At 40.4% G+C, this 24,298-nt stretch carries 21 protein-coding genes and 4 pseudogenes; 14 read left to right on the forward strand and 11 right to left on the reverse strand.

All coding sequences use genetic code 11. The annotated features are described in order from the left end of the window. Window positions 1-253: 253 nt before the first annotated feature. The 3 genes and pseudogenes from I1A42_RS13405 to I1A42_RS13415 form a co-directional block, all read right to left on the reverse strand. Window positions 254-1,201 (reverse strand): annotated as a pseudogene (locus I1A42_RS13405) (IS30 family transposase). Window positions 1,202-1,458: 257 nt separating this feature from the next. Then, window positions 1,459-2,205, reverse strand: coding sequence for a phosphatase PAP2 family protein (locus tag I1A42_RS25335; protein WP_196123726.1), 747 nt, complete (start codon window positions 2,203-2,205; stop codon window positions 1,459-1,461). Beyond that, on the reverse strand, window positions 2,202-3,200 hold the full coding sequence (locus I1A42_RS13415) for a bile acid:sodium symporter family protein (protein ID WP_196123727.1): 999 nt from the start codon (window positions 3,198-3,200) through the stop codon (window positions 2,202-2,204). The genes I1A42_RS25335 and I1A42_RS13415 overlap by 4 nt, the downstream gene beginning before the upstream one ends. A gap of 81 nt (window positions 3,201-3,281) precedes the next feature. Here I1A42_RS13415 and I1A42_RS13420 point away from each other — a divergent pair, with 81 nt between their 5' ends. Further along, entirely contained in the window at window positions 3,282-4,076 is a 795-nt protein-coding gene (locus I1A42_RS13420; RefSeq protein WP_196123728.1) for an AraC family transcriptional regulator, read from the forward strand. A 434-nt stretch (window positions 4,077-4,510) separates the two neighbouring features. On the opposite strand, the gene I1A42_RS24750 is transcribed toward I1A42_RS13420, so the two are convergent. Next, window positions 4,511-5,347 (reverse strand): recombinase family protein, encoded by an 837-nt coding sequence (locus tag I1A42_RS24750; protein ID WP_230389388.1) that lies wholly within the window; start codon window positions 5,345-5,347, stop codon window positions 4,511-4,513. A 65-nt stretch (window positions 5,348-5,412) separates the two neighbouring features. Next, window positions 5,413-5,862, reverse strand: a pseudogene (locus I1A42_RS13430) (CobW family GTP-binding protein); the annotation flags it as partial. A gap of 228 nt (window positions 5,863-6,090) precedes the next feature. On the opposite strand from I1A42_RS13430, the pseudogene I1A42_RS13435 reads away from it, so the two are divergent. From I1A42_RS13435 to I1A42_RS13455, 5 genes and pseudogenes are all read left to right on the forward strand, one after another. Then, window positions 6,091-6,963: pseudogene (locus I1A42_RS13435) on the forward strand (aspartoacylase). A 96-nt stretch (window positions 6,964-7,059) separates the two neighbouring features. Beyond that, window positions 7,060-7,373 (forward strand): annotated as a pseudogene (locus I1A42_RS13440) (transposase); the annotation flags it as partial. A 115-nt stretch (window positions 7,374-7,488) separates the two neighbouring features. Continuing rightward, a complete protein-coding gene (locus tag I1A42_RS13445) occupies window positions 7,489-8,511 on the forward strand; it encodes a nickel/cobalt transporter (protein WP_196123730.1) in 1,023 nt (340 codons plus the stop codon). A 724-nt stretch (window positions 8,512-9,235) separates the two neighbouring features. Further along, entirely contained in the window at window positions 9,236-11,878 is a 2,643-nt protein-coding gene (locus I1A42_RS13450) for a TrlF family AAA-like ATPase (protein ID WP_196123731.1), read from the forward strand. Window positions 11,879-12,057: 179 nt separating this feature from the next. Next, window positions 12,058-12,618: a hypothetical protein gene (locus tag I1A42_RS13455; protein WP_196123732.1), complete on the forward strand. Its 561-nt coding sequence runs from the start codon at window positions 12,058-12,060 to the stop codon at window positions 12,616-12,618. Between the two features lie 427 nt (window positions 12,619-13,045). Here the strand turns inward: I1A42_RS13455 and degS are convergent, their stop codons facing one another. The 3 genes from degS to zapG all read right to left on the reverse strand — a co-directional run bounded on the left by degS (window position 13,046) and on the right by zapG (window position 16,245). Further along, the gene (gene degS / locus I1A42_RS13460; RefSeq protein WP_161153122.1) at window positions 13,046-14,107 is read right to left on the reverse strand and encodes an outer membrane-stress sensor serine endopeptidase DegS; all 1,062 of its coding nucleotides are present in this window, start codon (window positions 14,105-14,107) and stop codon (window positions 13,046-13,048) included. A 197-nt stretch (window positions 14,108-14,304) separates the two neighbouring features. Further along, the gene (locus tag I1A42_RS13465; RefSeq protein ID WP_161153148.1) at window positions 14,305-15,672 is read right to left on the reverse strand and encodes a Do family serine endopeptidase; all 1,368 of its coding nucleotides are present in this window, start codon (window positions 15,670-15,672) and stop codon (window positions 14,305-14,307) included. Between the two features lie 123 nt (window positions 15,673-15,795). Then, a complete protein-coding gene (gene zapG / locus I1A42_RS13470) occupies window positions 15,796-16,245 on the reverse strand; it encodes a Z-ring associated protein ZapG (RefSeq protein WP_161153121.1) in 450 nt (149 codons plus the stop codon). A gap of 152 nt (window positions 16,246-16,397) precedes the next feature. Between zapG and zapE the strand changes: the two genes are divergently transcribed. The 8 genes from zapE (at window position 16,398) to sspB (ending at window position 22,680) form a co-directional block, all read left to right on the forward strand. Then, window positions 16,398-17,501 (forward strand): cell division protein ZapE, encoded by a 1,104-nt coding sequence (gene zapE / locus I1A42_RS13475; RefSeq protein ID WP_196123733.1) that lies wholly within the window; start codon window positions 16,398-16,400, stop codon window positions 17,499-17,501. Window positions 17,502-17,768: 267 nt separating this feature from the next. After that, window positions 17,769-18,197 (forward strand): 50S ribosomal protein L13, encoded by a 429-nt coding sequence (gene rplM, locus I1A42_RS13480; protein ID WP_161153119.1) that lies wholly within the window; start codon window positions 17,769-17,771, stop codon window positions 18,195-18,197. A gap of 15 nt (window positions 18,198-18,212) precedes the next feature. Then, window positions 18,213-18,605 (forward strand): 30S ribosomal protein S9, encoded by a 393-nt coding sequence (gene rpsI / locus I1A42_RS13485; RefSeq protein WP_161153118.1) that lies wholly within the window; start codon window positions 18,213-18,215, stop codon window positions 18,603-18,605. A gap of 236 nt (window positions 18,606-18,841) precedes the next feature. Further along, window positions 18,842-19,438: a ubiquinol-cytochrome c reductase iron-sulfur subunit gene (petA, locus tag I1A42_RS13490; RefSeq protein WP_161153117.1), complete on the forward strand. Its 597-nt coding sequence runs from the start codon at window positions 18,842-18,844 to the stop codon at window positions 19,436-19,438. Continuing rightward, entirely contained in the window at window positions 19,435-20,697 is a 1,263-nt protein-coding gene (locus I1A42_RS13495; RefSeq protein WP_161153116.1) for a cytochrome b, read from the forward strand. The genes petA and I1A42_RS13495 overlap by 4 nt, the downstream gene beginning before the upstream one ends. Beyond that, window positions 20,698-21,426 carry a cytochrome c1 gene (locus tag I1A42_RS13500; RefSeq protein ID WP_161153115.1) on the forward strand — a complete coding sequence of 243 codons (729 nt, stop codon included), beginning with the start codon at window positions 20,698-20,700 and terminating at the stop codon, window positions 21,424-21,426. 98 nt (window positions 21,427-21,524) lie between these two features. Then, window positions 21,525-22,160 carry a stringent starvation protein SspA gene (gene sspA / locus I1A42_RS13505; protein WP_161153114.1) on the forward strand — a complete coding sequence of 212 codons (636 nt, stop codon included), beginning with the start codon at window positions 21,525-21,527 and terminating at the stop codon, window positions 22,158-22,160. Window positions 22,161-22,170: 10 nt separating this feature from the next. Continuing rightward, the gene (gene sspB / locus I1A42_RS13510) at window positions 22,171-22,680 is read left to right on the forward strand and encodes a ClpXP protease specificity-enhancing factor (RefSeq protein WP_161153113.1); all 510 of its coding nucleotides are present in this window, start codon (window positions 22,171-22,173) and stop codon (window positions 22,678-22,680) included. Between the two features lie 71 nt (window positions 22,681-22,751). On the opposite strand, the gene I1A42_RS13515 is transcribed toward sspB, so the two are convergent. From I1A42_RS13515 to I1A42_RS13525, 3 genes are read right to left on the reverse strand one after another with little or no spacing between them, the layout of a single operon-like run. Then, the gene (locus tag I1A42_RS13515; RefSeq protein WP_161153112.1) at window positions 22,752-23,324 is read right to left on the reverse strand and encodes a BON domain-containing protein; all 573 of its coding nucleotides are present in this window, start codon (window positions 23,322-23,324) and stop codon (window positions 22,752-22,754) included. A 4-nt stretch (window positions 23,325-23,328) separates the two neighbouring features. Beyond that, the gene (locus I1A42_RS13520) at window positions 23,329-23,919 is read right to left on the reverse strand and encodes a phosphoheptose isomerase (protein ID WP_161153111.1); all 591 of its coding nucleotides are present in this window, start codon (window positions 23,917-23,919) and stop codon (window positions 23,329-23,331) included. Window positions 23,920-23,922: 3 nt separating this feature from the next. Beyond that, a complete protein-coding gene (locus I1A42_RS13525) occupies window positions 23,923-24,297 on the reverse strand; it encodes a YraN family protein (RefSeq protein ID WP_161153110.1) in 375 nt (124 codons plus the stop codon). Between the last annotated feature and the right edge of the window lies 1 nt (window position 24,298).

Here is a 24,298-nt window from a genome sequence, read left to right on the forward strand (position 1 = left end):
TAGTGAAAAGAGAAACGTGTCCTAAATCTTAGGCCGAAAAGGGATGAGGTAAAGGCGTGTTACATCATTCAGTCAACACATCTATGGATATTTTTGCGATAGCAATCTTGCTAATTTAGCAATTATTGAATAACTTTAAGTATGTCAAAATTTGTTTAATGACATGTTCAGTTTTACAGGTACAGTTCAGTGATGGGGAAATGTCATTTCAAAATAGCCCGAATTCAACTGCGAAGTGCGACACTCGCCAATATCAAGCAGCTAACGTCATTTCTTTAAATACAATCGCTGGCTGCTTGAAGTCTAAACACTTTCTTGGTCTATAATTTATCCGCGTTAGAGCGAATTCAATATCGCTGTCCGTTACCGTTGTTAGGTCGGTGCCTTTTTTCACGTATTGCCTTAAAAGACCGTTAGCATTCTCATTGGCTCCACGCTCCCAAGAGCTATAAGGGTGGGCAAAATACACATCTGCCTCCAACTCCTTTGCGATGGTTTCATGACCTGCAAACTCTCTCCCGTTATCTGCCGTGATAGTATGCACATGCGCCTTATAAGGCATGAGTAGCTCTATTGTTGCTTTGGTGACATCATCCGCTGACTTGGATGGCACTTTCTTTACTACGTAAAAGCGTGTTTTACGCTCTAAAATCGTCACCATAGCTCCAGTGCCGTGCTTGCCTAATACGGTGTCGATTTCCCAATCACCAAATCGCTCCTTACTGTCAACGATTCTTGGTCTATCATCAATCGAAACCGCATTTTTGATTGCTGGCGCTTTCTCTTTTTTACCGCGACGGTACCGCTTGTGTCCTTGCCTCAAGTGCCGATATAACTGACCACCCAAGCATTTATCCTGAGCAACAAATCGGTAGATCCACTCATGGCTAACAGCGGCACCGGCTTTAGTTAATACACTGGAAATCTGCTCTGGACTCCAATCCGCTTCTAAAAGGAAGCGGATAAAATCAACACGCTCCTGAGGTATACGGTATTTACGCGTTTATGTTCGTTTTTGGATTGATAACACCTGAGCTTCGTTTGGGCAATAATGACGCCCCTTACGGCCGCGTTTAAGTTCCCGATATACCGTAGAGCGATGGCATTGAACAGTTTTAGCTATTTCAGAAACCGAAATTCCCCGTTCCAAAAGAGCAGAAATCTGGTATCTTCTGCCCTCGGTCAACTGCTTATAATTCATGGTAGTACTGCTTATAATTCATGGTAGTACTGCTTGTTTCTTTGGCGAGAAGAGCGTACCACTTTCAGCAGTTGGCTTCCTCTTCTACACCGTTCCATGAATGTCGCACTTATTATCTGAAATCGGGAGTCTATAGTTATTTGCATGAAAAACGGCAAAAGATGAGACATACATCGAATTATAGATGCAAATTCGCCTATTAAAACACCCTATAAAATTGCAGAGCGCTAATTTTATATTCATGCAATGATTCTAAGTTATAGTTTTATAATTCTAATGAGCCACTGGGTTATACGGTACTGATCAGGTACAAGTATAAATATTAAATTTTCTAATAATACTGCACCATACAGGTCTGCTGGACGATGCATTCCCAACCAAAGTCTCGAGCAAGCTACACTGCAACTCCAAATAAGTAGCAGACTAAAAAGAATATACTTTTTTGATTCCAATAAAATACGACCGAAAAATAGTAAGCATAATGTCACGAAAACTGTATGTCCCGAAGGAAATGAATAATTCATTTCCTGCCGCCAATTAGAAAGTCGACTATCTGAAACTATATCATTCATCTGCGATATTTTTTTTATTTTATCTGTATGATTTAAGCTGTAAAATTCATTAACAGAAGATATAACCGAAGATTGAACCATAAATTTAGTGTAGGGTCTCGGACTGTGTGTCAGTTGTTTTATCCCCGTTTTTAAACCCAGGCTTATTACGAGCAATATGAACAATTGGATCATCGAATTAATTATTTTCTCCCAACTTTTATCCTTTTTCCGAAAACAAAAAACTATAAATATAAGTAATGTCAGAATAGCACCTTTACTTGATGCCGTTTCGGAAATAGTCCTCCACAATAATCCTATTGCAACTTCATGTGAAGATGAAAGTTCTACGGGATAAAGATAAAATGACAATAAGGTAAGTATCAATAAAAAAGTCAAAGAAATAACGATATTATATTTAAAATTTTCTATCATGTGGATAATTTTACTCATTTGATATTAGCTGGCTTTGTCTGAAGTGAGTTTCTTTTCTCATATTTATTTGCTATGACTGCACAGTAAAACAATTGAATGGGATGATATAGCATTATCGGTAATAGAATCATGCCCAAATTCGGATTAGCGATAAAAATTATTTTTGCCATAGGAATACCTGCAGCGAGAGTCTTTTTGGTTCCGCAAAATACTGAAGCAATTTCATCATCAATCTGAAATTTAAAAATATGTGCCATTATTTTTATAAAATGAGTGATAGAATAAAGAACGATTAAGCAAATTACAATACTTAGAAATAACTGTTTTATAGAAAAACCCGACCAGATTTGTTCAATCACTGAATCACTAAAAGCATTGAGAACGATTGATATAATGACCCATTTATCGACTTTATTAGTAATATTGCTATAATGCTTTAATATCGGCAACAACAAAGGACGGCTTAATTGTCCCATAATCATTGGAATTAATATTATTTTTGTTACTGATATTATAGTGTTAGTGATCGGTATGGATTGGCCTGAAAATGTCGAAAATTGTTCAATAATCAGTGGTGTTAAAATAACACCGAGTACACTTGAGAAAGAAGCATTAAAAATAGCTCCTGGAACATTACCTTTTGCTAAACTCGTCATAGCCACGGATGATGAGACGGTACTAGGCAGTGCAAATAAATAACAAAAACCTAATGCCAAAGCCGGTGGAAAAAGTAAATTAAATCCATGAGAAAATACAACCCATATTAATGGGTAAATGGCAAATGTTGTTACCTGGATGAGCAAATGCAACCGCCAGTTACTCATTCCTTCTCTCATTTTTTGGGGAGATAGATTAATGCCATGTAGAAAAAAAATTAATGCAATTCCAAATTGAGTCAATTGATCTAAATGCAGCCACCCATCACTCTTACCCAAATTTGGCAACACGGAAGAAACTACGATTGCGCAAACCATCCCGAATAAGAACCATTCTTGTCTTAATCTTGCTAACATTGATAAATCTGATCATATACATAAATTTTCAATTAATGTATATTGACAAGAAATGTCGCGCTAACGGTTGTGAGACAATAAATGACGGATAAAAGACAAAAACGCGCAATTCCAAATCTGGAAACGCTACCACGGCCAGTTTGGGCTCGTCCTGAAAATTGGGGAAAAAATGGAACCATAACAGAATGGCATCAGCATACCTGGGGGCAATTATCTTATGCTGCATCAGGCGTATTAAAAGTCAAAACGATGACTTCGTATTATGTTTCTCCTCCGAACTTTGGCATCTGGATCCCCACTAATACTCAACATCAAGTAATTTCAGATGATGCGGTTGAAATGCGCAGTCTGTACATTGCTGACAATAAATTAAAAAATTCCATATGGCAGAGTCCTTTAGTATGTGAAATAACACCTTTAGTTAGAGAATTAATCATTCACTTTTGTAACCATTCGCCATATTACGATAAAGACTCAAAACAGGAGAGATTGGCTCAAGTTATCATTGATCAGTTGGAATCACTTTCAACCTTAGAGCTGGAATTACCATACCCTACCGATAAACGCTTGGCTCAAATATGTGAATTGTTACAAAAACAACCATCAACTCGTTTAAATATTAATGAATGGGGGAAACGAGTTGGGCTGACAGGTCGAAGCATTAGTCGATTATTCATGAGCCAAACCGGAATGACCTTTCAACGATGGAGGCAGCGGGTAAGATTAATTCATGCATTGTCTTTATTACAAAAATCAGAACCAGTTACTCTCATTGCCTATCAATGTGGCTACGATTCCTTATCTGCATTTAATGAAGCTTTTAAACAACAATTTGGTTGTACTGCAGGACAATTTCAGATTCGAAATTCTATTTAACTGCCAATCTGATGATAACGCCATATCTTCAGCCAGAAAATCAATGAAACCTATTTGTAATGAATGATTTGTTTACGATTAGCATATATTCAAGTGATATAAAATTTACGGACAAAATTCAAATTGTCATAAACACTGATAACTTTATTCATTAGTTTTATTATTGAATATAATGTAACCGCCCCCTAATTAGTGACACTCATTATTGGGGTCTGAAGCCCAATGGAACGAAAACGTACGCTAAGCTTCTTACCCCGCTGAACGCTCACTTGCTAACTTCTTAGCCACGTGAATTACTGTACGATCTGAAACATTGGTAAGTTTGGCGGTATCACTGATACTCAACTTATTGATAACTCGTAACTGATAGATTTTTTCGTGTAGATCGGAATCGGCTTGTCGTCCTCTGTATTTCCCTTCCTTTTTGGCTTTCTTTATTCCTTCAGCCTGACGACGGCGGCGATCTTGGTAATCTTTTCTGCGATAGCAGCTAGCATATCCATCATCATGCTATTTATCGCTTTGATCATCGATCCGGTAAATTCATCGGTGATTTGGGGAGAAAATGCAATATGACTGGTTGGCAAATCTAGGCTGATCACTTTGAGTTCTTTTTCGTGCAGCATTTCTTTTAATGTGAACCAGCTTTTTTCATCCAGACGAGAAAGCCTATCTATCTGTTCAATGATGATTGCATCTCCTTTCGCAGCATCATCAAGTAAACGAAGAAGTTCAGGTGTACTTTCACAATGTGTGGCGACCAGAACCGGGCTGTCACGAAAAATAGCCTCGATAACCGCCGGATGTTCGACCAGTAGATCTCCGGCTGAAGCCCCCATAAAGACTTTAACACCGCATACCAGTCGTGGTGGCAGGGATTTGATTTGCTCCAGATTGTTTTCAGTTGCGCCGAGGTAAAAGGAATAGTTGGCCATCGAATTTTGCTGCGCGATGGCATATTTCTGTTCAAGTGCTCGAAATGAAGTCGTCGGCGGACTGACGTTAGGCATCTCCATATAGCTGGTGATCCCTCCGGCTACGGCTGCCCGGGATTCACTGGCTATCGTACCTTTTTCACACATGCCAGGATCACGATCGTCAATCATGCCCGGAAGGAGCCATTGACCTTTGGCATCAATGATATGATCGGCATACCCAGCGTTGATACTGGTGGCAATCTGGTCGATAAATGGACCTTTAATTTTCATATCGCCTTGAAAACGAGTGCCCTCATTGATCATTTGAGCATTTTTGATGATTGTTGTTTGCATGATGATAAGCCTTACTGCCAGATCGGGAACGGATCAGGCAGTGTTCCCCAGTCCTCTTCGTATAGTTCTTGGTCACGCATAAAGTTATAGGCATCTACCACAGTGACCTTAGTAACAATGCGGTCAATATCCGAGAGAGAAATGCCTTCATCATCTGCGAAGGTAAAGGTTTCTGCTACCGGCATTGGTTCAGAAACTCCCGTAGATTCAATGACCAGGTAATCAAAGCGTTTTTCTTTAGCTAATCTGCTGACTTCATCCAGTAAATCTTCGCGCAGGGTACAGCAGATATAGCCACTGTTCATGGAAAACAGTTTTTTTTCACTACGGTTGAGGGAAACTTCTTTTTCAACGATCTCGCTGTCAATATTTATTTCTCTCATATCGTTAACGATGACAACAACTTTACGCCCCTGGCGGTTGTTGAGAATGTGACTGAGTACGGTCGTTTTTCCTGCGCCCACAAATCCAGATAGCACCGTCACAGGGAGTTTACTATTGGCTTCTTCCAGCATTTTTATATCCTTATTTGGCACCAAATATGTTATGTTATAATATATCAATAAAGATGGTAGCAACCATGTTAACAAAATGGATATTAAGTAATTCCTGACTAGGTTCAACAGGCTTAGATTAATGAATATTGGCTATATCGAATGTCTTTACTGAGATGGTCGGACAAGAAAGGCGAGTGGACAGTAAGTAATGATTTTGTGTGTGCTCTCTCTAGGAAACTAAATAAAATGAATAAATTTAACAGCGTTGTGCTTGCAGTTGGAACTCATGGTAACGAACTCTCTGGTATTTATGTACATAAACTCATAAAAGACGGATTTTATGATGTTAGACGGTCAACATTTTCCACATCCCCAGTGATTGCGAATCCATAAGCCATCAAGCAGTCTATCCGTTATGTTGAAACAGACTTAAATAGTGAGTTTTCAAATATTGGTGATAAAAGTGTCGATAGTTTGCATGAGGCTGTATTAGCCCGGCAATTTATTGAAAAGTATGCACATAATAGTAATCAGCTTATTATTGATTTGCACAACACGACCAGTAATATGGGAGCGACATTAATCCTGCTTTCTAACGATAGCTTCTATCAAAATATGGGCGCATACGTTAAGCATCGAATGCCTGAATCAAATATTCTCTTTGAAGATAAAAAACCATGGTCAGCTCAACCTTATCTTTGCACAGCAGGACAGTATGACATCATGATAGAAGTGGGTAGCCAAGCCCACGGTGCTCTCAAATACAGTACGTTAGAACTGATGAAAAAGATGCTGACAGTTGTACTTGACTATATTGAAAAACACAATCTGAACCAAGTGGGTATACTGAATGATTACAGTGCATTTTACTTTACAGAAGAAGTAAATATTCCTGTTGATGATAATGGTATGCGTCAGGCAACAGTCCATCCAATAATTTGTGGAAGGGACTTTGAAGTGGTGAGAAGTGGTGAACCACTGTTGGCTACTTTTGTTGGCTATGACGTGCATTGGGAAGGGAACAGTGACATTTACCCTCATTTTATAAATGAGAGTGCCTATTGCAAAGCAAATATTGCGATGGCATTGGCTGAAAAACGCATAGTTTCAGTTAGCTAAGTTTGCAGAACCTGGAAAGAACTGACCCCCGAATTTCGGACATGACTTTAAGTGATTGATCTGTTTTGATAGTACCCAGAATTACTGGAGCAGATTATGACTAGACAACCTAGAGACCACTCTCCTGAATTTAAAGCTAAGATGGCACTGGCCGCCGCTAAAGGGGATAAAACTGTCGCTGAGTTAGCGCAGAAGTACAACCTACACCCTAACAAAATCTCAACATGGAGAAGGAGCTGGTTGAAAATGCAGCCATGATTTTTTGGCCAAAGTGCTCGGTCGTTAGACCGGGCACAGCGAAAGCATTCGTTGGATAAATCCATCCAACTACCGTTTACTAGCAGCCTATCGGACTCTCTGCTGAAGAGGTTGAATTGCGCCGTATGATTGACGAAATTCACCTTCAGTACAATGGTGGCTTAACACCCAATCAATTAGAACGATTGTATTGGGAAAACTCTAAAACAGTAGCCAATTTTTGTTGACCACTTGTCACCCTTCCCACTAATATTAAGGAGCAGTTCCATGTCCTCTACCCATCATGCCCACCACGTTGACCCTCAAACAAAAAAACGTTACCTAACCCCTGCTAGGGTTGTAACACTATGTGTTGTGTCAGTGACACTTATCGTTATATTGCATTTACTTTATCAACTTTGGCCACAAATTTTAATGTTTAGTATTCATTGGCAACGCAATACCGTCGATGAATTAAGCCAACTGATATACTCGTCTGTACAAAGCCATCAAGCGATGTATTCCTTGATTGAAATTAGTTTTTTATATGGCATTTTCCACTCAATTGGTCCTGGTCACGGAAAACTCATAGTCAGTTCTTATCTGTCAACCAATCCAACAAAAATTAATACTGGGCTAGTGATCACCGTTGTATCTGCTTTTGTCCAAGCCATTGTAGCAATTGCTATTGTATCAATATTTTTGTTTGTCATGCATCTCACTATGCGCCATGTAAACCACTTCGTTGGGGAAATATTTAATGTCAGTTACCTTGGTGTGTTGATTATTGGAATCGTTATTTTCATTCAAGGAGCAAAATACTTTTGGCAACATCGTGGTGGTGCTCATTCACATAATGCCCCCCCCCATGAACATCATCATGTCGATGAAAATGGTTTATGTAGCTGTGGTCACAAACACACAGCTACACCAGATGAACTCAATCAAGCCACTTCGATGAAAGAATATGTCGCGATCATCATGAGCATTGGTGTTCGCCCATGCACTGGGGCTATCTTGGTGCTATTTTTTGCAGAGTTAGCCCATCAATATTGGATTGGTATTTTTAGTGCCTTACTCATGGCTTTAGGCACAGCATGTACAACATCCACAATCGCACTACTGACAGTGTCTGGCCGTAAAATTATGCAAAAATATATGCGTGATGAGCATCATAGTCATCCTTGGATAGCACCTGCTGTTAGGTTAATTTCTGGAACCGCATTAGTATTTGTCGCATATGTAATGTTCCATCAAAGTGGTTTTGGTATGTCACCAGTTTTTAATGTGCACTCAAAAGGACTATTTTAAAGTGATCTGCACCATCAATACTGGACCAAGTTAAGTGAGTTTTGATACTTGTAGTTAACCATCCTGACTCAGTTAGGGTGGATAACAAGCGGCCAAGTGTGAACTGTGGAAGAATACAGGGTTACGGTGTTAAACATGCAGCTCTGAATGAGTTTGCTGGCACGATCAACTATATTGTTTTAGAAGCCTCAGAAAATAAAGAGCTTATTGTAGTTTACCCTGAAAGAACACAGACATTCTTCTTGTTTATTTCTAGCAAAATACCCCAGAGTGACTTTTCCAAGGCTGATTTGAATTTCATATATGCAGACTAAGGGAAATATACATAACAAACGGTCCACGGCACCAACATACTTTTCCTAATCTGACAGAAGTGAGTTAGAGCAATAGTTCTACCTTATTTCTGTCCATCAACGTGTCAGCTTGATCTTAGCTGGCACGAAAATGCCCCAAAACTTCTTTGGCCCAACGAACTGATCATCTATATAACATCGCAATAGACCAAATTAATGTAATACGTGTTTGGGGGCTTATGCGGAAACTTTCCTTAGTTCTATCACGAAATTCTCTTTCGATTCACACAACTAGTTGATAAAAATTGAGTTTCATAGTGAATGACCGCAACATAGACGGAATACAAACACGGGAGAATGCTGGTTACAAAGCGTTAGTGTCCAAGAACCCCTCAATCTAATAAGGTTTATTGAAAGTAATAGGAATGATTATGGAAGATGTAGAAACAAACGCTTTTGTGAACGGAAATGCATGGGTAAGGGCTGACTTTCATCTTCATACAAATGCAGATAAAGAGTTTAAATATAATGGAGAAGATAATTCCTTTGTTAGGGACTATATCAAAAAATTACATTCAGAGGGAATTAAACTTGGAGTAATAACGAATCACAATAAGTTTGTTTTGGATGAGTTTAAGGCATTAAAAAGGAAAGCAAAAAAATTAAATATTGGCCTTCTCCCGGGCGTTGAGCTTTCAGTAAATGATGGTGCAAATGGAATCCATGTTCTTGTCGTATTTTCTGAAGAGTGGATTTCAGAAGGACAAGATTATATTAATAATTTTCTTAATGTTACATTCTCAGGAAGAACCCCATCTCAATATGAGCAAGAAAATGCTCGATCTAACGATGATTTAGTAGCCACACTTAAGATACTTGAAAGTTATAACAAAAGTTTCTTCATTATATTTGCGCATGTTGAAGCACCAAGCGGTATTTGGAACGAGGTTGCAGGTGGAAAAATGCAGGAAATAGCTAGAGAACCTCTAGTTAAAAAATACTGCAAAGGTTTCCAAAAAGTCAGAACGATTGATAATCCAAATAAGGTTAATAAAAAAAAGGTTTCCTTATGGTGGGGGGAGTCATATCCTGCAGAGCTAGAGGGATCTGATCCAAAAAAAATAGATGAAATTGGAAGAGGTAAAACCTGTTATATAAATATAGGTGACTTTTCTTTTGATGCGGTTAGATATGCTCTTTCAGATCATACATATCGAGTTTCTTTTGGAGATAAAGAAATTAGGCACTCCTACATTAAGAGTGTTCGTTACGATGGAGGTTTATTAGATGGAGTTAAAATTCCGCTTTCATCGAGTTTAAATTGCCTAATTGGTATTCGTGGTAGTGGTAAATCTTCAATTTTAGAAAGCTTACGCTATGGTCTTGATATACCAATGGGAGATACGCCCCAAGATAAAAAGTATAAAGAATCGCTTCTTCCACATGTATTAAAAAGTGGTGGTAAAATAACGATAGAAGCAGTTGATAAACATGGGGAAACTTATGAAATATCTAGAATACTAAACAACACGCCAGATGTTTTTCAAAATGGAAATCATATTCAAGACATAAAAATATTGGGAGCTATTATCAATAATCCTCTTTATTTCGGTCAAAAAGACTTGGCATCAGCTGGTGATGGTTTTGGACACGATTTAGTCGAAAAAATAGTACGCGATGAATTGGTTGATGTCAGAAAACGTATAGCTCAAAAGCAGACTAACGTAACCAACTGCATTAAAAGCCTATCTGCAATTGAAGAAGATGCAGAACAGCTAGATAAGGACATGAATGAGCTGGGGACAGTAAAATTTAAGCTAGAACAATTGGATAAGTATGGAATTAAAGAAAAGCTTACTAAACAAGTTGATTATGACAATGACTCGCAATACTTCGGTGAGATAGAGAAAGCTATTTCGGAAAAGATAGACTCGTTAATAGAAGCACGGAATGAACTTCTGAATGCTTTAGATGAAATTCAAGAGAAAAAATCTGAAACTAACCAACCCAAGATAGATGAGCTTTTTAAAAAAATTTCCCAATTGAAGACGGTTGTGCATGATGCTTCGCCAAGTTTTAAAAAAATTGAAGCTAAATTGACTGAAATTTCCAACGACAAAGACCTGCTAGAGAAAGAAAAGGATGGCTTGAAAGAGGAATTTGCAGAAATCGAAAGGGGTTTGGTGAAAGAACTAGAAGATCAGGGCGTGCACTCTGTTAAACCAGATGAATATCTAGATCTTTCAAACAAGAAATCAGAGTTAGAAACTAGTATTAGTGAACTACAAAAAAGAACAGGTACTTTAGAGGATAAGAAATGCCTTTTGCTGACAGAAATCAGTGAGCTAAATATCGCTTGGTATAAAGAGTTTAAGGTAATAGAGAACGCACTTAGCAGGATAAATGAGGCTCAAGACTCCCTGACCATAAATTCTATATTCAAAGGTGATAAGTGTTACTTTTCAACAAAGCTTGAAGAACACTTGAGAGGCCATAATATTCGAAGGGATACATACGAGTCCATATCTGAAAAATATTCTGACTTTGGTGAGGTTTATAAGGATATAGATAATGCAAAAACTGAAGCTAGAAGTAAAAGCGGTGAATTTAAAACTAAATTTCTTGAGTGTTTAAAAGATCTACTTACGTGCCAAATACCAAACAAATATGATGTTACTTATAGAGGAAAAGCCCTTCGTTCGCATTCATTAGGGCAGCGTGCTTCTGCTATGATGTTGTTCATATTGAGTCAGAATGAGAATGATATACTCCTTATTGATCAGCCAGAAGACGATCTTGATAATCAGACAATTTATGAAGATGTTGTAAAGCTTGTTAGAAAGTTGAAGCCTAATCAACAGTTTATATTTGCTACTCATAATGCTAATTTTCCAGTATTAGGTGATTCTGATCAGCTTGTTTCATGTGAGTTAAGTGAAAACAAAATTGAACTGCATATTGGATCTATTGATAACAAAGTGTCTCAACAAAAGATCGTAAAAGTAATGGAGGGTGGCGCTGAGGCCTTTAATCGTCGTAAATCCATCTATCAAATTTGGAAGGCAGATATGTAGAATACTAACAAATTGTTTTACGGGGAAAATTACTCGATACGCTCCCTAATTTTACGGTTAGCATGGGTTTATTTATCAGGATAGCAAATTTGGTTCTAGAAAAAGAATTTAAAAACATAATGGTTCTCGGGCAGTATGCTCATTAGGCAAGGCTCCAAGAGCAAACATGCAAAGCAAGCTTGAATTGGGAAACTCCTGATAGTGAATCGATAGCAAGGCTAGCACACTGGCTCGCAGCTCTTTATGTTGTGATCGAAGGGTGGAAGGACTTTAAAATTGACGATAAGCGAGTGAACGCTTTATTAGAACTATATGCTGAGAACGTTGATCTCCTCCGTAGATGTAGAAACGCAGTTTATCATTGCCAAAAGGAGCTATTTGATCCGAAAATTCAAAAAGCACTTCAAGGTAAAGAAATGGCAGTGTGGGCAGCTGTTTTACAAGATGAAATTGAGTGTTTTATTTATATGTGGCCGTTCTTTCAGTACGGTGTATCCCAGCAATCTTATAAGTTACATGAAGAATTTATAGGTTGTATCGGTTGGCAACCAAACAACACCCTCTCATCATGGAACGAAACATATTTAAAGTGTGCTGATTATTTGTCAAATAATGGTAGGTCTGAGCTAGAAAAGACAAATGAGAATGATGCTTTAATACAAAATACTTTGCAAAAGCTCATTAGGATTAGAAGCTCATTGATTCAGCCCCTAATTGAATCGCGGAGAGATGATACATAACAAACGAATAAGGCACACATCAATGTACTTTTCCTAATCTGAAATGCGCATTTCGAGCAACTATGCTAAAACATTTCTGTCCAAAAACGTGTTTCAGCGGATGGTCAAGAAAAATCATAAATGCCTAGCGAGTAGTGAGCTGTGCGAGCGTCAGGAGTGGCTTTATTATTTTACTTTACCATCATTCCCTTAAATACCCTTTTGGCAAGGTGATGGTCTTCACGCAGTGAGACCATCACCTTGCTAAGCCTTCAGGGATAAAAAAGCGTACACACCATTATACATAGTATGTACGCTTTATAGACCCAAAAGAAGCATTGCCAGTAAAGGCTTGTCACTCACTCACACGCAAATAGACATGTTTCTTACTGTATACTCCTGAAAGGAAGCCATTAAAAGAATCGTTTCTATGCTTAAATAAGAATAATTAGTCGTGAGTGTCTTCTGCAATGGTTACAGGAACGGTGATTTCTTTACCTTTACGTAGTAATGTCACTTGCACCTTCGTACCTGGGCGTAAGTTGGTCACCGTTTCCATAACACTTTGTCTTCCGGCAATTTTTTTACCATCAATTTTGATAATAATATCGTTCAACTGGAAGCCTGCATCATGAGCTGGACCATGTGGATCAACACCAACAACGAGAATACCACCGATATGTTCTCCGTTAAGCCGACGCGCTGTTAACGCATTCATGTCTTCGCCATCGACACCAATATATCCCCGAATAACACGGCCATCGGCAATGATTTTTTGCATGATGGTATTAGCAAGTGTAAATGGAATAGCAAAAGAAATTCCGTAGCTTTCGATATCATTAGACTGCTGATATGAGGCGGTATTGATACCCACTAATTCACCTCGAGAATTGACTAATGCTCCTCCCGAATTACCCGCGTTAATCGCCGCATCCGTTTGGATAAATGCTTGACGACGTCCTTGACTAATTGAAGAGCGGCCTGTAGCTGAAATAATACCAAACGTTGTCGTTTGACCAAGGTTATATGGGTTGCCTATCGCTAACACTACATCGCCAACACTCGGCTTATAGTTAGGGTTAAGAGGAATAACTGGGAGATTATCTCCTTCAATACGAAGTACTGCTAAATCCGTACGTTTATCTTTACCAACCAGTTGTGCGGCTGCAATCCGACCATCTTGCAAAGCGACAATGATCTGGTCGGCTTCTGCAATAACGTGGTAGTTGGTGATGATATAGCCCTTTTTACTGACTATAACGCCAGAGCCTAATCCTTCTGTAGAAAGCTTTTGGTGATTATTTCGATCGTATTGGCGACTATAAATATTGACCACGGCAGGAGCGGCACGATGAACGGCTTGATTAAAAGAAAGCTGTACCGTGGAAGCCGTTGCTGGGTCGGCTTTACCTTTCGGCATAATATGCGCTCTGAGTGATGGTACGGTTAAGATCACTGCAATTGCAGCTACGATACCAATACCCACTGAGCGAAGCCAAAATTTCAGCATAAAGTCCCCAAAAATACAAAATCAAGATAGATAAAGAACGACTAGAATCTGATATTGTATGCTGAATTGCTATTCTATCGCTACTAGGTTTTCATTCCATTACGTGGAAAATGTGTTCACGTTTTTATTTAACAAATAAAAAGGGTATGGTGAATTCACCATACCCTCGACTATTTCTTTTAGTATCAGTGTGTTAATTAACGAATAACAAGATAGATAGAGCGATCGCCTCGTTGGATATTGAGGGCCAGTACGCCTGGTTTTTTCTCAAGAACTTTGCGTAAATCAGCTAGATTCTTAATACGTTGACGGTTAACACCAATAATGATGTCGCCTTCTTGTAATTGATACTGCTCTGCAGGTGAGTCTTTAGCAACAGAAGTCACTTTCACCCCTTGAATTGCATCGCTGCTGGTGGTGTTACTAAACTCTGCACCAGCGAGACCTTCGTGTAGATCTGCCGCTTGAGTTTTAGTTTGCGTTTGTTCACCCAGCGTGACGTCGAAGGTTTTCTTATCCCCATCTCGAATCACACCAAGGGTAATTTTCTTACCAGCACCCAGGGTTGCGACTTTAGCTCTTAGTTCTGCAAATGAATCAATGTGTTTATCGTTAACCGACACAATGACATCACCTGCTTTCAAACCTGCTTTATCAGCGGCTGTGTCTGGGATAACTTGGCTGACAAATGCCCCTTTGCTGGAATCTAGTCCCAGAGCATCAGCAAGTTCTGAATTCACTTCGCCGCCTTGAACACCTAACATGCCGCGTTTTACTTCGCCGTATTTCAAAATCTGATCGGTTAAGTTCTTCATCATGTTTGATGGGATAGAGAAGCCAATGCCGACGTTACCACCGTTAGGACCTAAAATGGCGGTATTGATACCAATAAGGTCACCATTAAGGTTAACTAATGCGCCGCCTGAGTTACCGCTATTGATTGCAGCATCGGTTTGAATGAAGTTTTCAAAATTCTCAATGTTCAAACCACTACGGCCTAAAGCTGAAATAATACCGGAGGTTACTGTTTGGCCTAAGCCGAATGGGTTACCGATAGCAACAGCAAAATCACCAACACGAAGTTTATCTGAGTCAGCAATCTTAATCTGAGTAAGGTGTTTTGCATCTTTTAACTGGAGCAAGGCAATATCTGACATTTTGTCACCGCCGACCAGTTTTGCATCATATTCACGTCCGTCATGAAGCTGAACTTTTATTGAATCAGCCCCTTTAATTACGTGATAGTTAGTGACGACGTAGCCTTTATCAGCATTGATAATAACGCCGGAACCTAGTCCTTTAAATGGACGTTTTTGAAGTTGTTCGGTTGGAAAATCTGGACCGAAAAAGAAACGGAATTGCTCTGGAATGTGTTGTCGAGAGACTTGAGTTCCTTCTACTGCGATACTAACCACTGCTGGCGTCACCTTTTCTAGCATGGGCGCTAAACTAGGTACTTGCTCTCCTTGTACTGCTAGTGGAAGAGCGGCGGATGCCGGTAGTGGGGTAATGATGGAACTTAAGCTTAAAGATAGAGCGGTTAAAACAAGCAAAGGTTTTTTCATCATAGACTCCTCAAAGATACACACCTGTATTGTCGAATATTTGTGCCAAACGAAAAAATTCAACAGGCTCGATGAGGTTTATGACTCAAAAACCTTTGTAAAGTTCAGTTACAATTTTTACATTTAACTGGCTTTGCCATTAATTACCTCTGAAGAATCAAGAAATTCTTTCTCTTCATCACGTAATAATCCAGTTGCACCAGAGGCGTAATCCTTTGGTGGCAAGCTTTCTTCTGATTCACCATCTAATTCAGATTTATTTTGAGAGTGTTGGGCAAGCGCTTTTTCGAAAGGGTTGTCTTGCTCTGGTAGGTTAGGCAATAAATCAGAAGAACTTTGTGCCATGTGTTGGTAAAGCTTAGTGTATTCTTTGCCCAGAGTATCTAGCATTTCTGCTGAATGTACGAAGTGGTCAGCAAGTCCATGGCGTAGCTGATCTAGCTCGAATTTGGTGCTCTGAAGCTCTTTGTGTAGGGACTTCTGAGATTTATACTGAGGTGTAGTTAGGCGCGCGATGATAATACCGACTACGATACCTACCAGCAGTCCTACAATAGCATATATCCAAGGCATAACAGCTCCTTATAGTTGTTATTTAACATGTTTTTCACCACTCGGTTACACATGTCCATGTCCCATGTTACTATGAGTTCATGGTTGGGATAAAGCAAAAAGCATGTGCGCTGTGCGTCAGTTTTTCCCTCTTTTATAGAGATTAGACAGTAATGACTCCAAAGCAACGATATGAACAGGATTTAACCCAGGAAGAATTCAAGCGAGATGACGCGCAAGCATTGGCTGTTAATGCATTAGATACGCTTTATCATCAATTAGTCGAATTTGATCAAAAACCCGATGTTAAGCCGACTATGTGGCAAAAGTTATTTGGTAAAAAAGTACCTTCTCAACCGGCGCCAAAAGGTTTGTATTTTTGGGGGGGCGTAGGACGAGGCAAAACCTACCTTATGGATACCTTCTATGACGCTTTACCAATCAAACACAAAATGCGCAGCCATTTTCACCGGTTCATGTTACGGGTTCATAATGAATTAAGCTTATTGCATGACGTGAGTGATCCCCTAGACATAGTGGCTGATAAGCTAGCAGCGGAAACAAAAGTTATTTGCTTTGATGAATTTTTTGTTTCAGATATCACTGATGCGATGATTTTAGGTACTTTGTTTCAGGCTCTATTTGAGCGTCATGTCATTCTGGTCGCTACCTCCAACATTCCACCCAAAGATCTATACCGTAATGGATTGCAGCGTGCGCGGTTTTTACCTGCTATCGCTTTGATTGAAGCAAATTGCCATATATTAAATGTTGATGGTGGTGTGGATTATCGACTGCGGACTTTGACACAAGCTGAGATTTACCATTCACCACTAGATGACCAAGCTAACGCTTCCCTTCAACATTATTACCAACAGTTTACTGGCTTAGATAAACCCCATCAGCAGCAAATAGAAATTAATCACCGTCAGATCGATGTGACGAGTACTTACGATGGGGTCTTGTTCGCGACGTTTGCGCAGTTATGTCAAACCGCACGGAGTCAGAATGACTATATTGAAATGTCTCGCCTATATCATACGGTGATTTTGGCTGATGTAAGGCAAATGGGGGAAAGTAACGATGATGCAGCACGACGTTTTATCGCACTTGTCGATGAATTCTACGAAAGGCACGTTAAACTGATTATTTCTGCTGAAGTTGAGTTAGAAGCACTGTATACTCACGGCCTGTTGGAGTTTGAATTCCAACGGTGTCGTTCACGGTTGATAGAGATGCAGAGTCAGGAATATCTCGCACGTGATCACTTGATTTAGTCAAGGTTTATAGCAGGGTTGCATAAATACAGTGTTTATTGCGCTGTCTGGCAGCAAGGCTATTTTTTCTCAAAAAATCCAGTTTTTTTATGAAAAAGAGGTGATTTTTTCCTCGCTCTTCTCTATAATCCTGCGACCCACCGTTACTGCAGGTCCTTTTGGGGACCGAGAGTGCCATCCACTCGAAGGGGTGATGACTGGGCTCTTAGACAGTGGGAGCATTTTGCTCCTTGATGTGTAAATTTAAATTAACGGGTTATTATTAGCATGAAAACTTTCGTTGCTAAACCAGAAACTGTAAAACGCGACTGGTATGTTGTAGACGCAGAAGGTAAAACTCTTGGCCGTCTTGCAACTGAAATTGCATCTCGCCTACGTGGCAAACACAAACCTGAGTACACTCCTCACGCTGACGCTGGTGATTACATCATCGTTATCAACGCTGAGAAAGTTACTGTAACTGGTAACAAAGCTAAAAACAAAGTGTACTACCGTCACTCAGAATTTCCTGGTGGCCTAAAATCAATCACTTTTGAAAAACTGATTGATCGTAAGCCTGAAATGGTAATTGAAACAGCGGTTAAAGGCATGCTTCCACGTGGTCCTCTAGGCCGTGCTATGTACCGTAAACTGAAAGTTTACGCGGGCGCTGAGCACAACCATGCTGCTCAACAACCAAAAGTACTAGACATCTAATTGGGGATTTCGAAAATGGCAGAGAATCAATACTACGGCACTGGCCGTCGCAAAAGCTCAGCTGCACGTGTTTTCATTAAACCAGGCAGCGGCAACATCGTAATCAACAAGCGTAGCCTTGATGAATACTTCGGTCGTCCAACAGCTCGTATGGTTGTTCAACAACCACTAGAACTAGTTGAAATGACTGACAAACTAGACCTTTACATCACTGTTTCTGGTGGTGGTATTTCTGGTCAAGCAGGTGCTATCCGTCACGGTATCACTCGCGCACTTATGGAATACGATGAGTCTCTACGTCCTGCTCTACGCGCAGCTGGATACGTTACTCGTGACGCACGTCGCGTTGAACGTAAGAAAGTTGGTCTACGTAAAGCACGTCGTCGTCCACAGTTCTCAAAACGTTAATCTTTTCTTACGAAAAGGTCATCGTTCAGAATTTCTGGATTGTGGTTCAAAAGCTCGGCTTATGCCGGGCTTTTTGTTTTTTTGGCGGTTATTTTATCCATTGACTGTTTTCATCCTCTCTTTATTGATTTAACTCCTTTACCTCTTTCTCAATTTGCGTATAAATTAACTGATTGAAAATACGTTATTCATGTGAATTCTGCCGCAGAATTACACCATTTAGGAATGAGTTATTAATGAGCAATCCAGAGCACTCTATGACCCGACGTCGTTTCTTAACAGTGACAACTGCTGTCGTAGGTGGGGTTGGAATAGCGACAGCCACCATTCCGTTTATTCGCGCGTGGCGTCCCAGCTATCAGGCTGAGGTAGCCGCTGCTCCAGTAGAAGTTGATGTCAGTAAATTAGCTCCGGGGCAGCTTGTGACTGTGCGTTGGCAAGGCAAACCTGTGTGGATAGTTCGCCGAACTCAGACAATATTACAAGCTTTAAAGAATCAAACGGATCAATTGTTAGATCCTAATTCCCAGGAACCTCAACAACCCCGCTATATCCAATCTCCTTTTCGATCCATTCGTCCTGATATTTTTGTTTCTGTTGGTGTCTGTACTCATCTAGGGTGTTCCCCTAATTATTTACCACATTCACTCACTTCTCATATCGAAGGGGTTAAAGCTGGATTCTTTTGTCCTTGTCATGGTTCAAGCTTTGATATGGCAGGAAGAGTATTTTCTGGCGGTCCTGCTCCGCTCAATTTGTTGATTCCTAAGCATATGTATATCAATGACAATAAATTATTGATTGGTAAAGATGAGCAGGGGAGTGAATCATGAAGTCTTTATTGGCTTGGTTAGAATCTCGTTTGCCTGTGATGGATGCTTTTCGTCGCCACCTCTCTGGTTATCCCATCCCGAAAAATATTAATGGCTGGTGGGTTTTTGGCTCGCTATCGTTGTTAGTGTTGGTCATTCAAGTTGTCACTGGTATTTGGCTTGCAATGAATTATCAGCCGAGCGCTGAGCATGCGTTTGATTCAGTGGCTTATATTATGCGCAATGTCGATTATGGATGGTTAATTCGCTATCTCCATGTTGTTGGGGCTTCTGCTCTGTTTATCGTGATGTATTTACATATGTTCCGAGGTTTGATTTACGGTTCATATCAACGACCTCGTGAACTTGTTTGGTTGATCGGTATGGTTAGCTTTGTGGTGTTAATGGGTGAAGCCTTTATGGGGTATTTATTACCTTGGGGGCAAATGTCATATTGGGGCGCTCAAGTTATTACATCATTATTCGGTGCTATCCCCTATGTTGGTGATACAGTCGCTGAGTGGGTTAGAGGGGATTTTGTTGTATCGGGATTTACCCTAAATCGTTTCTTCGCTTTGCATGTGATCGGATTGCCATTAGCTTTATTGTTTCTTATTTATTTGCATATTGTCGCTTTGCATCAAGTGGGGTCGAATAACCCTGATGGTATTGATACGAAATTACCTAAAGGGAGTGTTACCCCAGAGCAGCGTTCGCCTTTTTTATATCATTCAGCCTATACCAAGGAACATGATATTGTTGATTCTGTCCCATTCTACCCTTATGGAGTAGTGAAGGATTTAGTCGGTGTGGGGCTGTTCCTGCTACTCTTTTGCACGGTACTGTTTTTTGATCCCAGCTTACATGGCTATTTTCTTGAATCGGCGAATTATTTTCCTGCTGATCCGCTGCAAACTCCGTCTCATATTGCTCCCCTGTGGTACTTTACTCCATATTACGCCATCCTTCGCGCGGTGCCTGATAAGCTTTTAGGGATTATCGCGATGGCTAGTGCTGTGTTGGTTGTGTTCTTTCTGCCATGGATTGACCGCTGTCGCGTTCGTTCTATTCGCTATCGAAGCCGTTTTCATTGGTGGAATATTGTTCAGTTTAGCGTCTGTTTTATTGCACTAGGTATTCTGGGGGGGCAACCTGTCACATCGATGAATATCCTTTTGGCCCGGTTATTTGCCTTAGGTTATTTCATGTTTTTTGTCTTGCTCTATTACTACAGTAAGCACGAGAGAACCAAGCCAGTTCCTAGCCGGATTGGAGGTTAAATGAGAGCGACACTAATAGTAGCTATTGTGTTGATTTTTATGAATGCGTCGGTCTTGGCTCAAGGACAAACACTCACTTTATCTAGCGCTAATATTGATCCTAGCGATCATGCTTCTTTAGTCAGGGGAGCTAAAGCGTATTCACGTTACTGTTTGAGTTGCCATAGTTTGCAATATCAACACTATAAGCAAGTCGCGAAAGGGCTGCAGCTATCACACGGTGAGTTACAAAGGGATATCATGATTACCCCAAATACCCATTGGACGATGCCAATGAATGCTGCTTTTTCAAATGAGAATATGAAACAGTGGCTAGGGAGACCGGCACCTGATTTAACCTATATCACTAAGCAGTATTCACCCGACTGGTTATATACCTATTTACATGCCTTTTATACCGATCCTACTCAACCATTAGGTGTTAATAATTGGCTCGTGCCTAATGTTTCTATGCCGAATGTATTACAAGGATTACAGGGGCCCACTCAAGCCATATACTCAAAATCATCGACGAATCTGCTTCTCGGGGTAAAGGTGTCAGGGGCGGGCGTTCTAAATCCTAAGCAGTATGATCAGTTTGTCCGCGATCTCGTTAACTATCTTAATTACACCGCTGACCCTTCAGCAGAGCAACGGTACAATATAGGCTGGTGGGTTTTAGGCTTTTTGTCACTATTTACCATGCTAGCTTGGTTGCTTAAGAAAGAGTATTGGCGTGATGCACACTAAATGTGCTATTATGCCGTGCTAAATTCTAATTTTTGAATATTCGGTGAAAGCAGGTGTTTTCGCCGACTTTTGTTTGTTTAAGTGTGCTGGAGGGCTCCATGGCTGTAGCTGCCAATAAACGTTCTGTGATGACACTGTTTTCAAGTGCCTCTGATATGTATAGCCATCAGGTTCGCATCGTGCTGGCTGAGAAAGGCGTCAGTGTTGAAGTTGAGTTGGTTGACGAAAATAACCTGCCAGCGGATCTCGTTGAGCTAAACCCTTATAAATCCGTGCCTACTCTAGTAGATCGCGAACTGGCTTTATACGATTCAAAAATCATCATGGAATACCTTGATGAACGATTCCCGCATCCACCATTGATGCCGGTATACCCTGTTGCTCGTGGTAACAGCCGTTTGATGATTTACCGTATCGAACGTAACTGGTATTCACTAGCAGACAAAATTGTTAATGGTTCTGCAGAAGAGGCTGAAAATGCTCGTAACCGCTTACGCACTGACTTACTAACCTTAGGTCCTGTGTTTGCTGAATTCGAGTACTTCATGAGCGAAGAGTTCAGCTTGATTGACTGCTATCTAGCTCCTCTATTATGGCGTTTACCTGTATTAGGTATCGAACTTGTTGGTCCTGGTTCTAAAGAACTGAAAGTTTACATGAACCGTGTTTTTGAACGTGATTCATTCTTAGCTTCTTTAACTGAAGCAGAACGCGAGATGCGTCTGTCTCGTTAATGGTTGCCTAATGGATATCGAGCAAATGACCCCACGCCGTCCTTTTATGCTTCGTGCATTTTACGATTGGCTACTGGAAAATGATTTAACACCACATTTGGTTGTTGATGCAACGCTAAATGGAGTTCAGGTTCCCCTGGAATACGTGCAAGATGGGCAGATTATTCTTAATGTTGCCCCTCGTGCTGTTGGTAACTTGCAACTTGGTAACGATGAAGTGACGTTTAACGCTCGCTTTGGTGGGCGTCCTCACGTGGTGATTGTACCGCTATATGCAGTTCAAGCTATTTATGCCAGAGAGAATGGTGCTGGTACTATGTTTGAGCCTGAGCCCGCGTATATGGAACAATTAGAAGCGATGGATGAATTAGAGCAGGACGAAGCAAACAGTGAAGAGAGTATTTCTCTTGTTTCTGACACTATGCCTGACTCCGAAGACTCTAATGAAGATGGTTCATCAGATCCTGATGATGAGCCGCCACGTCCAAAAGGTCGACCAAGCTTACGCGTGGTTAAATAACTCCAGTTTTGGCAGCTAGATAAATAAAAAGCAGCGTTTACGCTGCTTTTTTTATTGGTTCACGATAGGAGTTAATCGGCATAGTTGAATGCACGAATTACCTGTTTAACACCAGAGATATTACGAGTGACTTCTGTAGCAATGTCGGCTTTTTCATGCGTAATATAACCAAATAGATACACAACGTTATCGTCAGTTTCTACTGTGACTTTTACGCCATTTAAGTCGGAATTTGTTAGCAAAGCAGATTTTACTTTGGTCGTGATCCAGCTATCCTCGCTCACTGCTGCAATGCCAAGAAGCGGTTTGACCTGAATGCGGTTATGTAACTCTCTCACTCCTTTGAGCTGATGTACGTCATTGACGAACTTTTCCATGACGTTTGGTTGTATCGCTTGGCCTATCAATACTACCTTGCCTTGATAAGAAACGGCTGTCACGCGAAGCTGGTTTTTATATGGGGCTTTATGCGCGAGTCCACCAATTTGCAATTCAAGATGATTATCATCCCAGATTTGCTGGGTCGAGCGAGGATCTGTGACCAGGTTAGCTGTGGTTGCAGCGCCTGCGATAAAAATACCAGCACATCCAGAAAGGGACAGCAAAATAGAGCAAGCAAAAAGAAGTCGGAGCATTTTTTTCATAACATCAATCTTCGTGAGCAGGGAAAAGTACCTGATCGATTAAGTCACACAAACAGTGCAGAGTCAGCATTTGCACTTCGTGAATACGAGCAGTACGTTGAGATGGAATACGAATTTCCACATCGTTTTCACCGAGTAATCCTGCCATTTCACCGCCATCTTTGCCAGTTAGTGCGATAATGGTCATATCGCGAGTTACCGCCGCTTCCATCGCTTTTATGATGTTTTGGCTGTTACCACTGGTAGAGATAGCTAATAGAATATCTCCAGGTTGGCCCAACGCTCGTACTTGCTTAGAAAACACTTCTTGATAAGCGTAATCATTCGCTACTGCAGTGAGAGTTGTAGTATCAGAAGCCATTGCTAAAGCGGGTAGGCTAGGGCGCTCAGTTTCAAAACGGTTAAGTAGACAAGAAGTAAACTGTTGCGCATTGGCCGATGATCCACCGTTACCACAGCAGAGAATTTTATTACCATTAAGCAGAGTGGCTACCATGGCTTGTGCTGCATGCATAATGGCATCAGGAAGTGCTTCTGCCGCTGCAATTTGAATTTGAATACTTTCAGTAAAACTATCTTTAATGCTATCTAGCATCGATTATCCTTCGGTTATTGCGTTTTTTATCCATTCTATATGGTGGCCACTATCGTGGATCGCAACCACATCAAAACGGAAATCTGTCGCATCTATATTAAGGTGTTGTTTTTTCATCCACAACGTAGCTGTTCTGATAAGGTGACGCTGTTTGCTACGTGTTACTGTTTCTGCTGCATGGCCATGGCGTTGGTTTTGTCGGTATTTCACCTCAACAAACACTAATGTTTGGCTCAGGCCATCTTGCATGATTAAATCTATTTCTCCACCACGAATAGTGAAGTTTTTTTCAATAAGGGTTAAGCCTTGGCGACTTAAATAGTTTGCCGCCAATTGCTCATAATGGCTACCGGTTTTTCTCCGGTTAAATAGCCCCATA

The organism is Vibrio nitrifigilis, assembly GCF_015686695.1.
Taxonomy (GTDB): domain Bacteria; phylum Pseudomonadota; class Gammaproteobacteria; order Enterobacterales; family Vibrionaceae; genus Vibrio; species Vibrio nitrifigilis.

Bases quoted from the DNA above. Each gene is read 5' to 3' on its own strand.
- I1A42_RS25335 (WP_196123726.1), bottom strand. From the start codon at position 2,205: ATGAGTAAAATTATCCACATGATAGAAAATTTTAAATATAATATCGTT.
- I1A42_RS13415 (WP_196123727.1), bottom strand. From the start codon at position 3,200: ATGTTAGCAAGATTAAGACAAGAATGGTTCTTATTCGGGATGGTTTGC.
- I1A42_RS13420 (WP_196123728.1), top strand. From the start codon at position 3,282: ATGACGGATAAAAGACAAAAACGCGCAATTCCAAATCTGGAAACGCTA.
- I1A42_RS24750 (WP_230389388.1), bottom strand. From the start codon at position 5,347: ATGCAAACAACAATCATCAAAAATGCTCAAATGATCAATGAGGGCACT.
- I1A42_RS13445 (WP_196123730.1), top strand. From the start codon at position 7,489: ATGTCCTCTACCCATCATGCCCACCACGTTGACCCTCAAACAAAAAAA.
- I1A42_RS13450 (WP_196123731.1), top strand. From the start codon at position 9,236: ATGGAAGATGTAGAAACAAACGCTTTTGTGAACGGAAATGCATGGGTA.
- degS (WP_161153122.1), bottom strand. From the start codon at position 14,107: ATGCTGAAATTTTGGCTTCGCTCAGTGGGTATTGGTATCGTAGCTGCA.
- I1A42_RS13465 (WP_161153148.1), bottom strand. From the start codon at position 15,672: ATGAAAAAACCTTTGCTTGTTTTAACCGCTCTATCTTTAAGCTTAAGT.
- zapG (WP_161153121.1), bottom strand. From the start codon at position 16,245: ATGCCTTGGATATATGCTATTGTAGGACTGCTGGTAGGTATCGTAGTC.
- zapE (WP_196123733.1), top strand. From the start codon at position 16,398: ATGACTCCAAAGCAACGATATGAACAGGATTTAACCCAGGAAGAATTC.
- rplM (WP_161153119.1), top strand. From the start codon at position 17,769: ATGAAAACTTTCGTTGCTAAACCAGAAACTGTAAAACGCGACTGGTAT.
- rpsI (WP_161153118.1), top strand. From the start codon at position 18,213: ATGGCAGAGAATCAATACTACGGCACTGGCCGTCGCAAAAGCTCAGCT.
- petA (WP_161153117.1), top strand. From the start codon at position 18,842: ATGAGCAATCCAGAGCACTCTATGACCCGACGTCGTTTCTTAACAGTG.
- I1A42_RS13495 (WP_161153116.1), top strand. From the start codon at position 19,435: ATGAAGTCTTTATTGGCTTGGTTAGAATCTCGTTTGCCTGTGATGGAT.
- I1A42_RS13500 (WP_161153115.1), top strand. From the start codon at position 20,698: ATGAGAGCGACACTAATAGTAGCTATTGTGTTGATTTTTATGAATGCG.
- sspA (WP_161153114.1), top strand. From the start codon at position 21,525: ATGGCTGTAGCTGCCAATAAACGTTCTGTGATGACACTGTTTTCAAGT.
- sspB (WP_161153113.1), top strand. From the start codon at position 22,171: ATGGATATCGAGCAAATGACCCCACGCCGTCCTTTTATGCTTCGTGCA.
- I1A42_RS13515 (WP_161153112.1), bottom strand. From the start codon at position 23,324: ATGAAAAAAATGCTCCGACTTCTTTTTGCTTGCTCTATTTTGCTGTCC.
- I1A42_RS13520 (WP_161153111.1), bottom strand. From the start codon at position 23,919: ATGCTAGATAGCATTAAAGATAGTTTTACTGAAAGTATTCAAATTCAA.
- I1A42_RS13525 (WP_161153110.1), bottom strand. From the start codon at position 24,297: ATGGGGCTATTTAACCGGAGAAAAACCGGTAGCCATTATGAGCAATTG.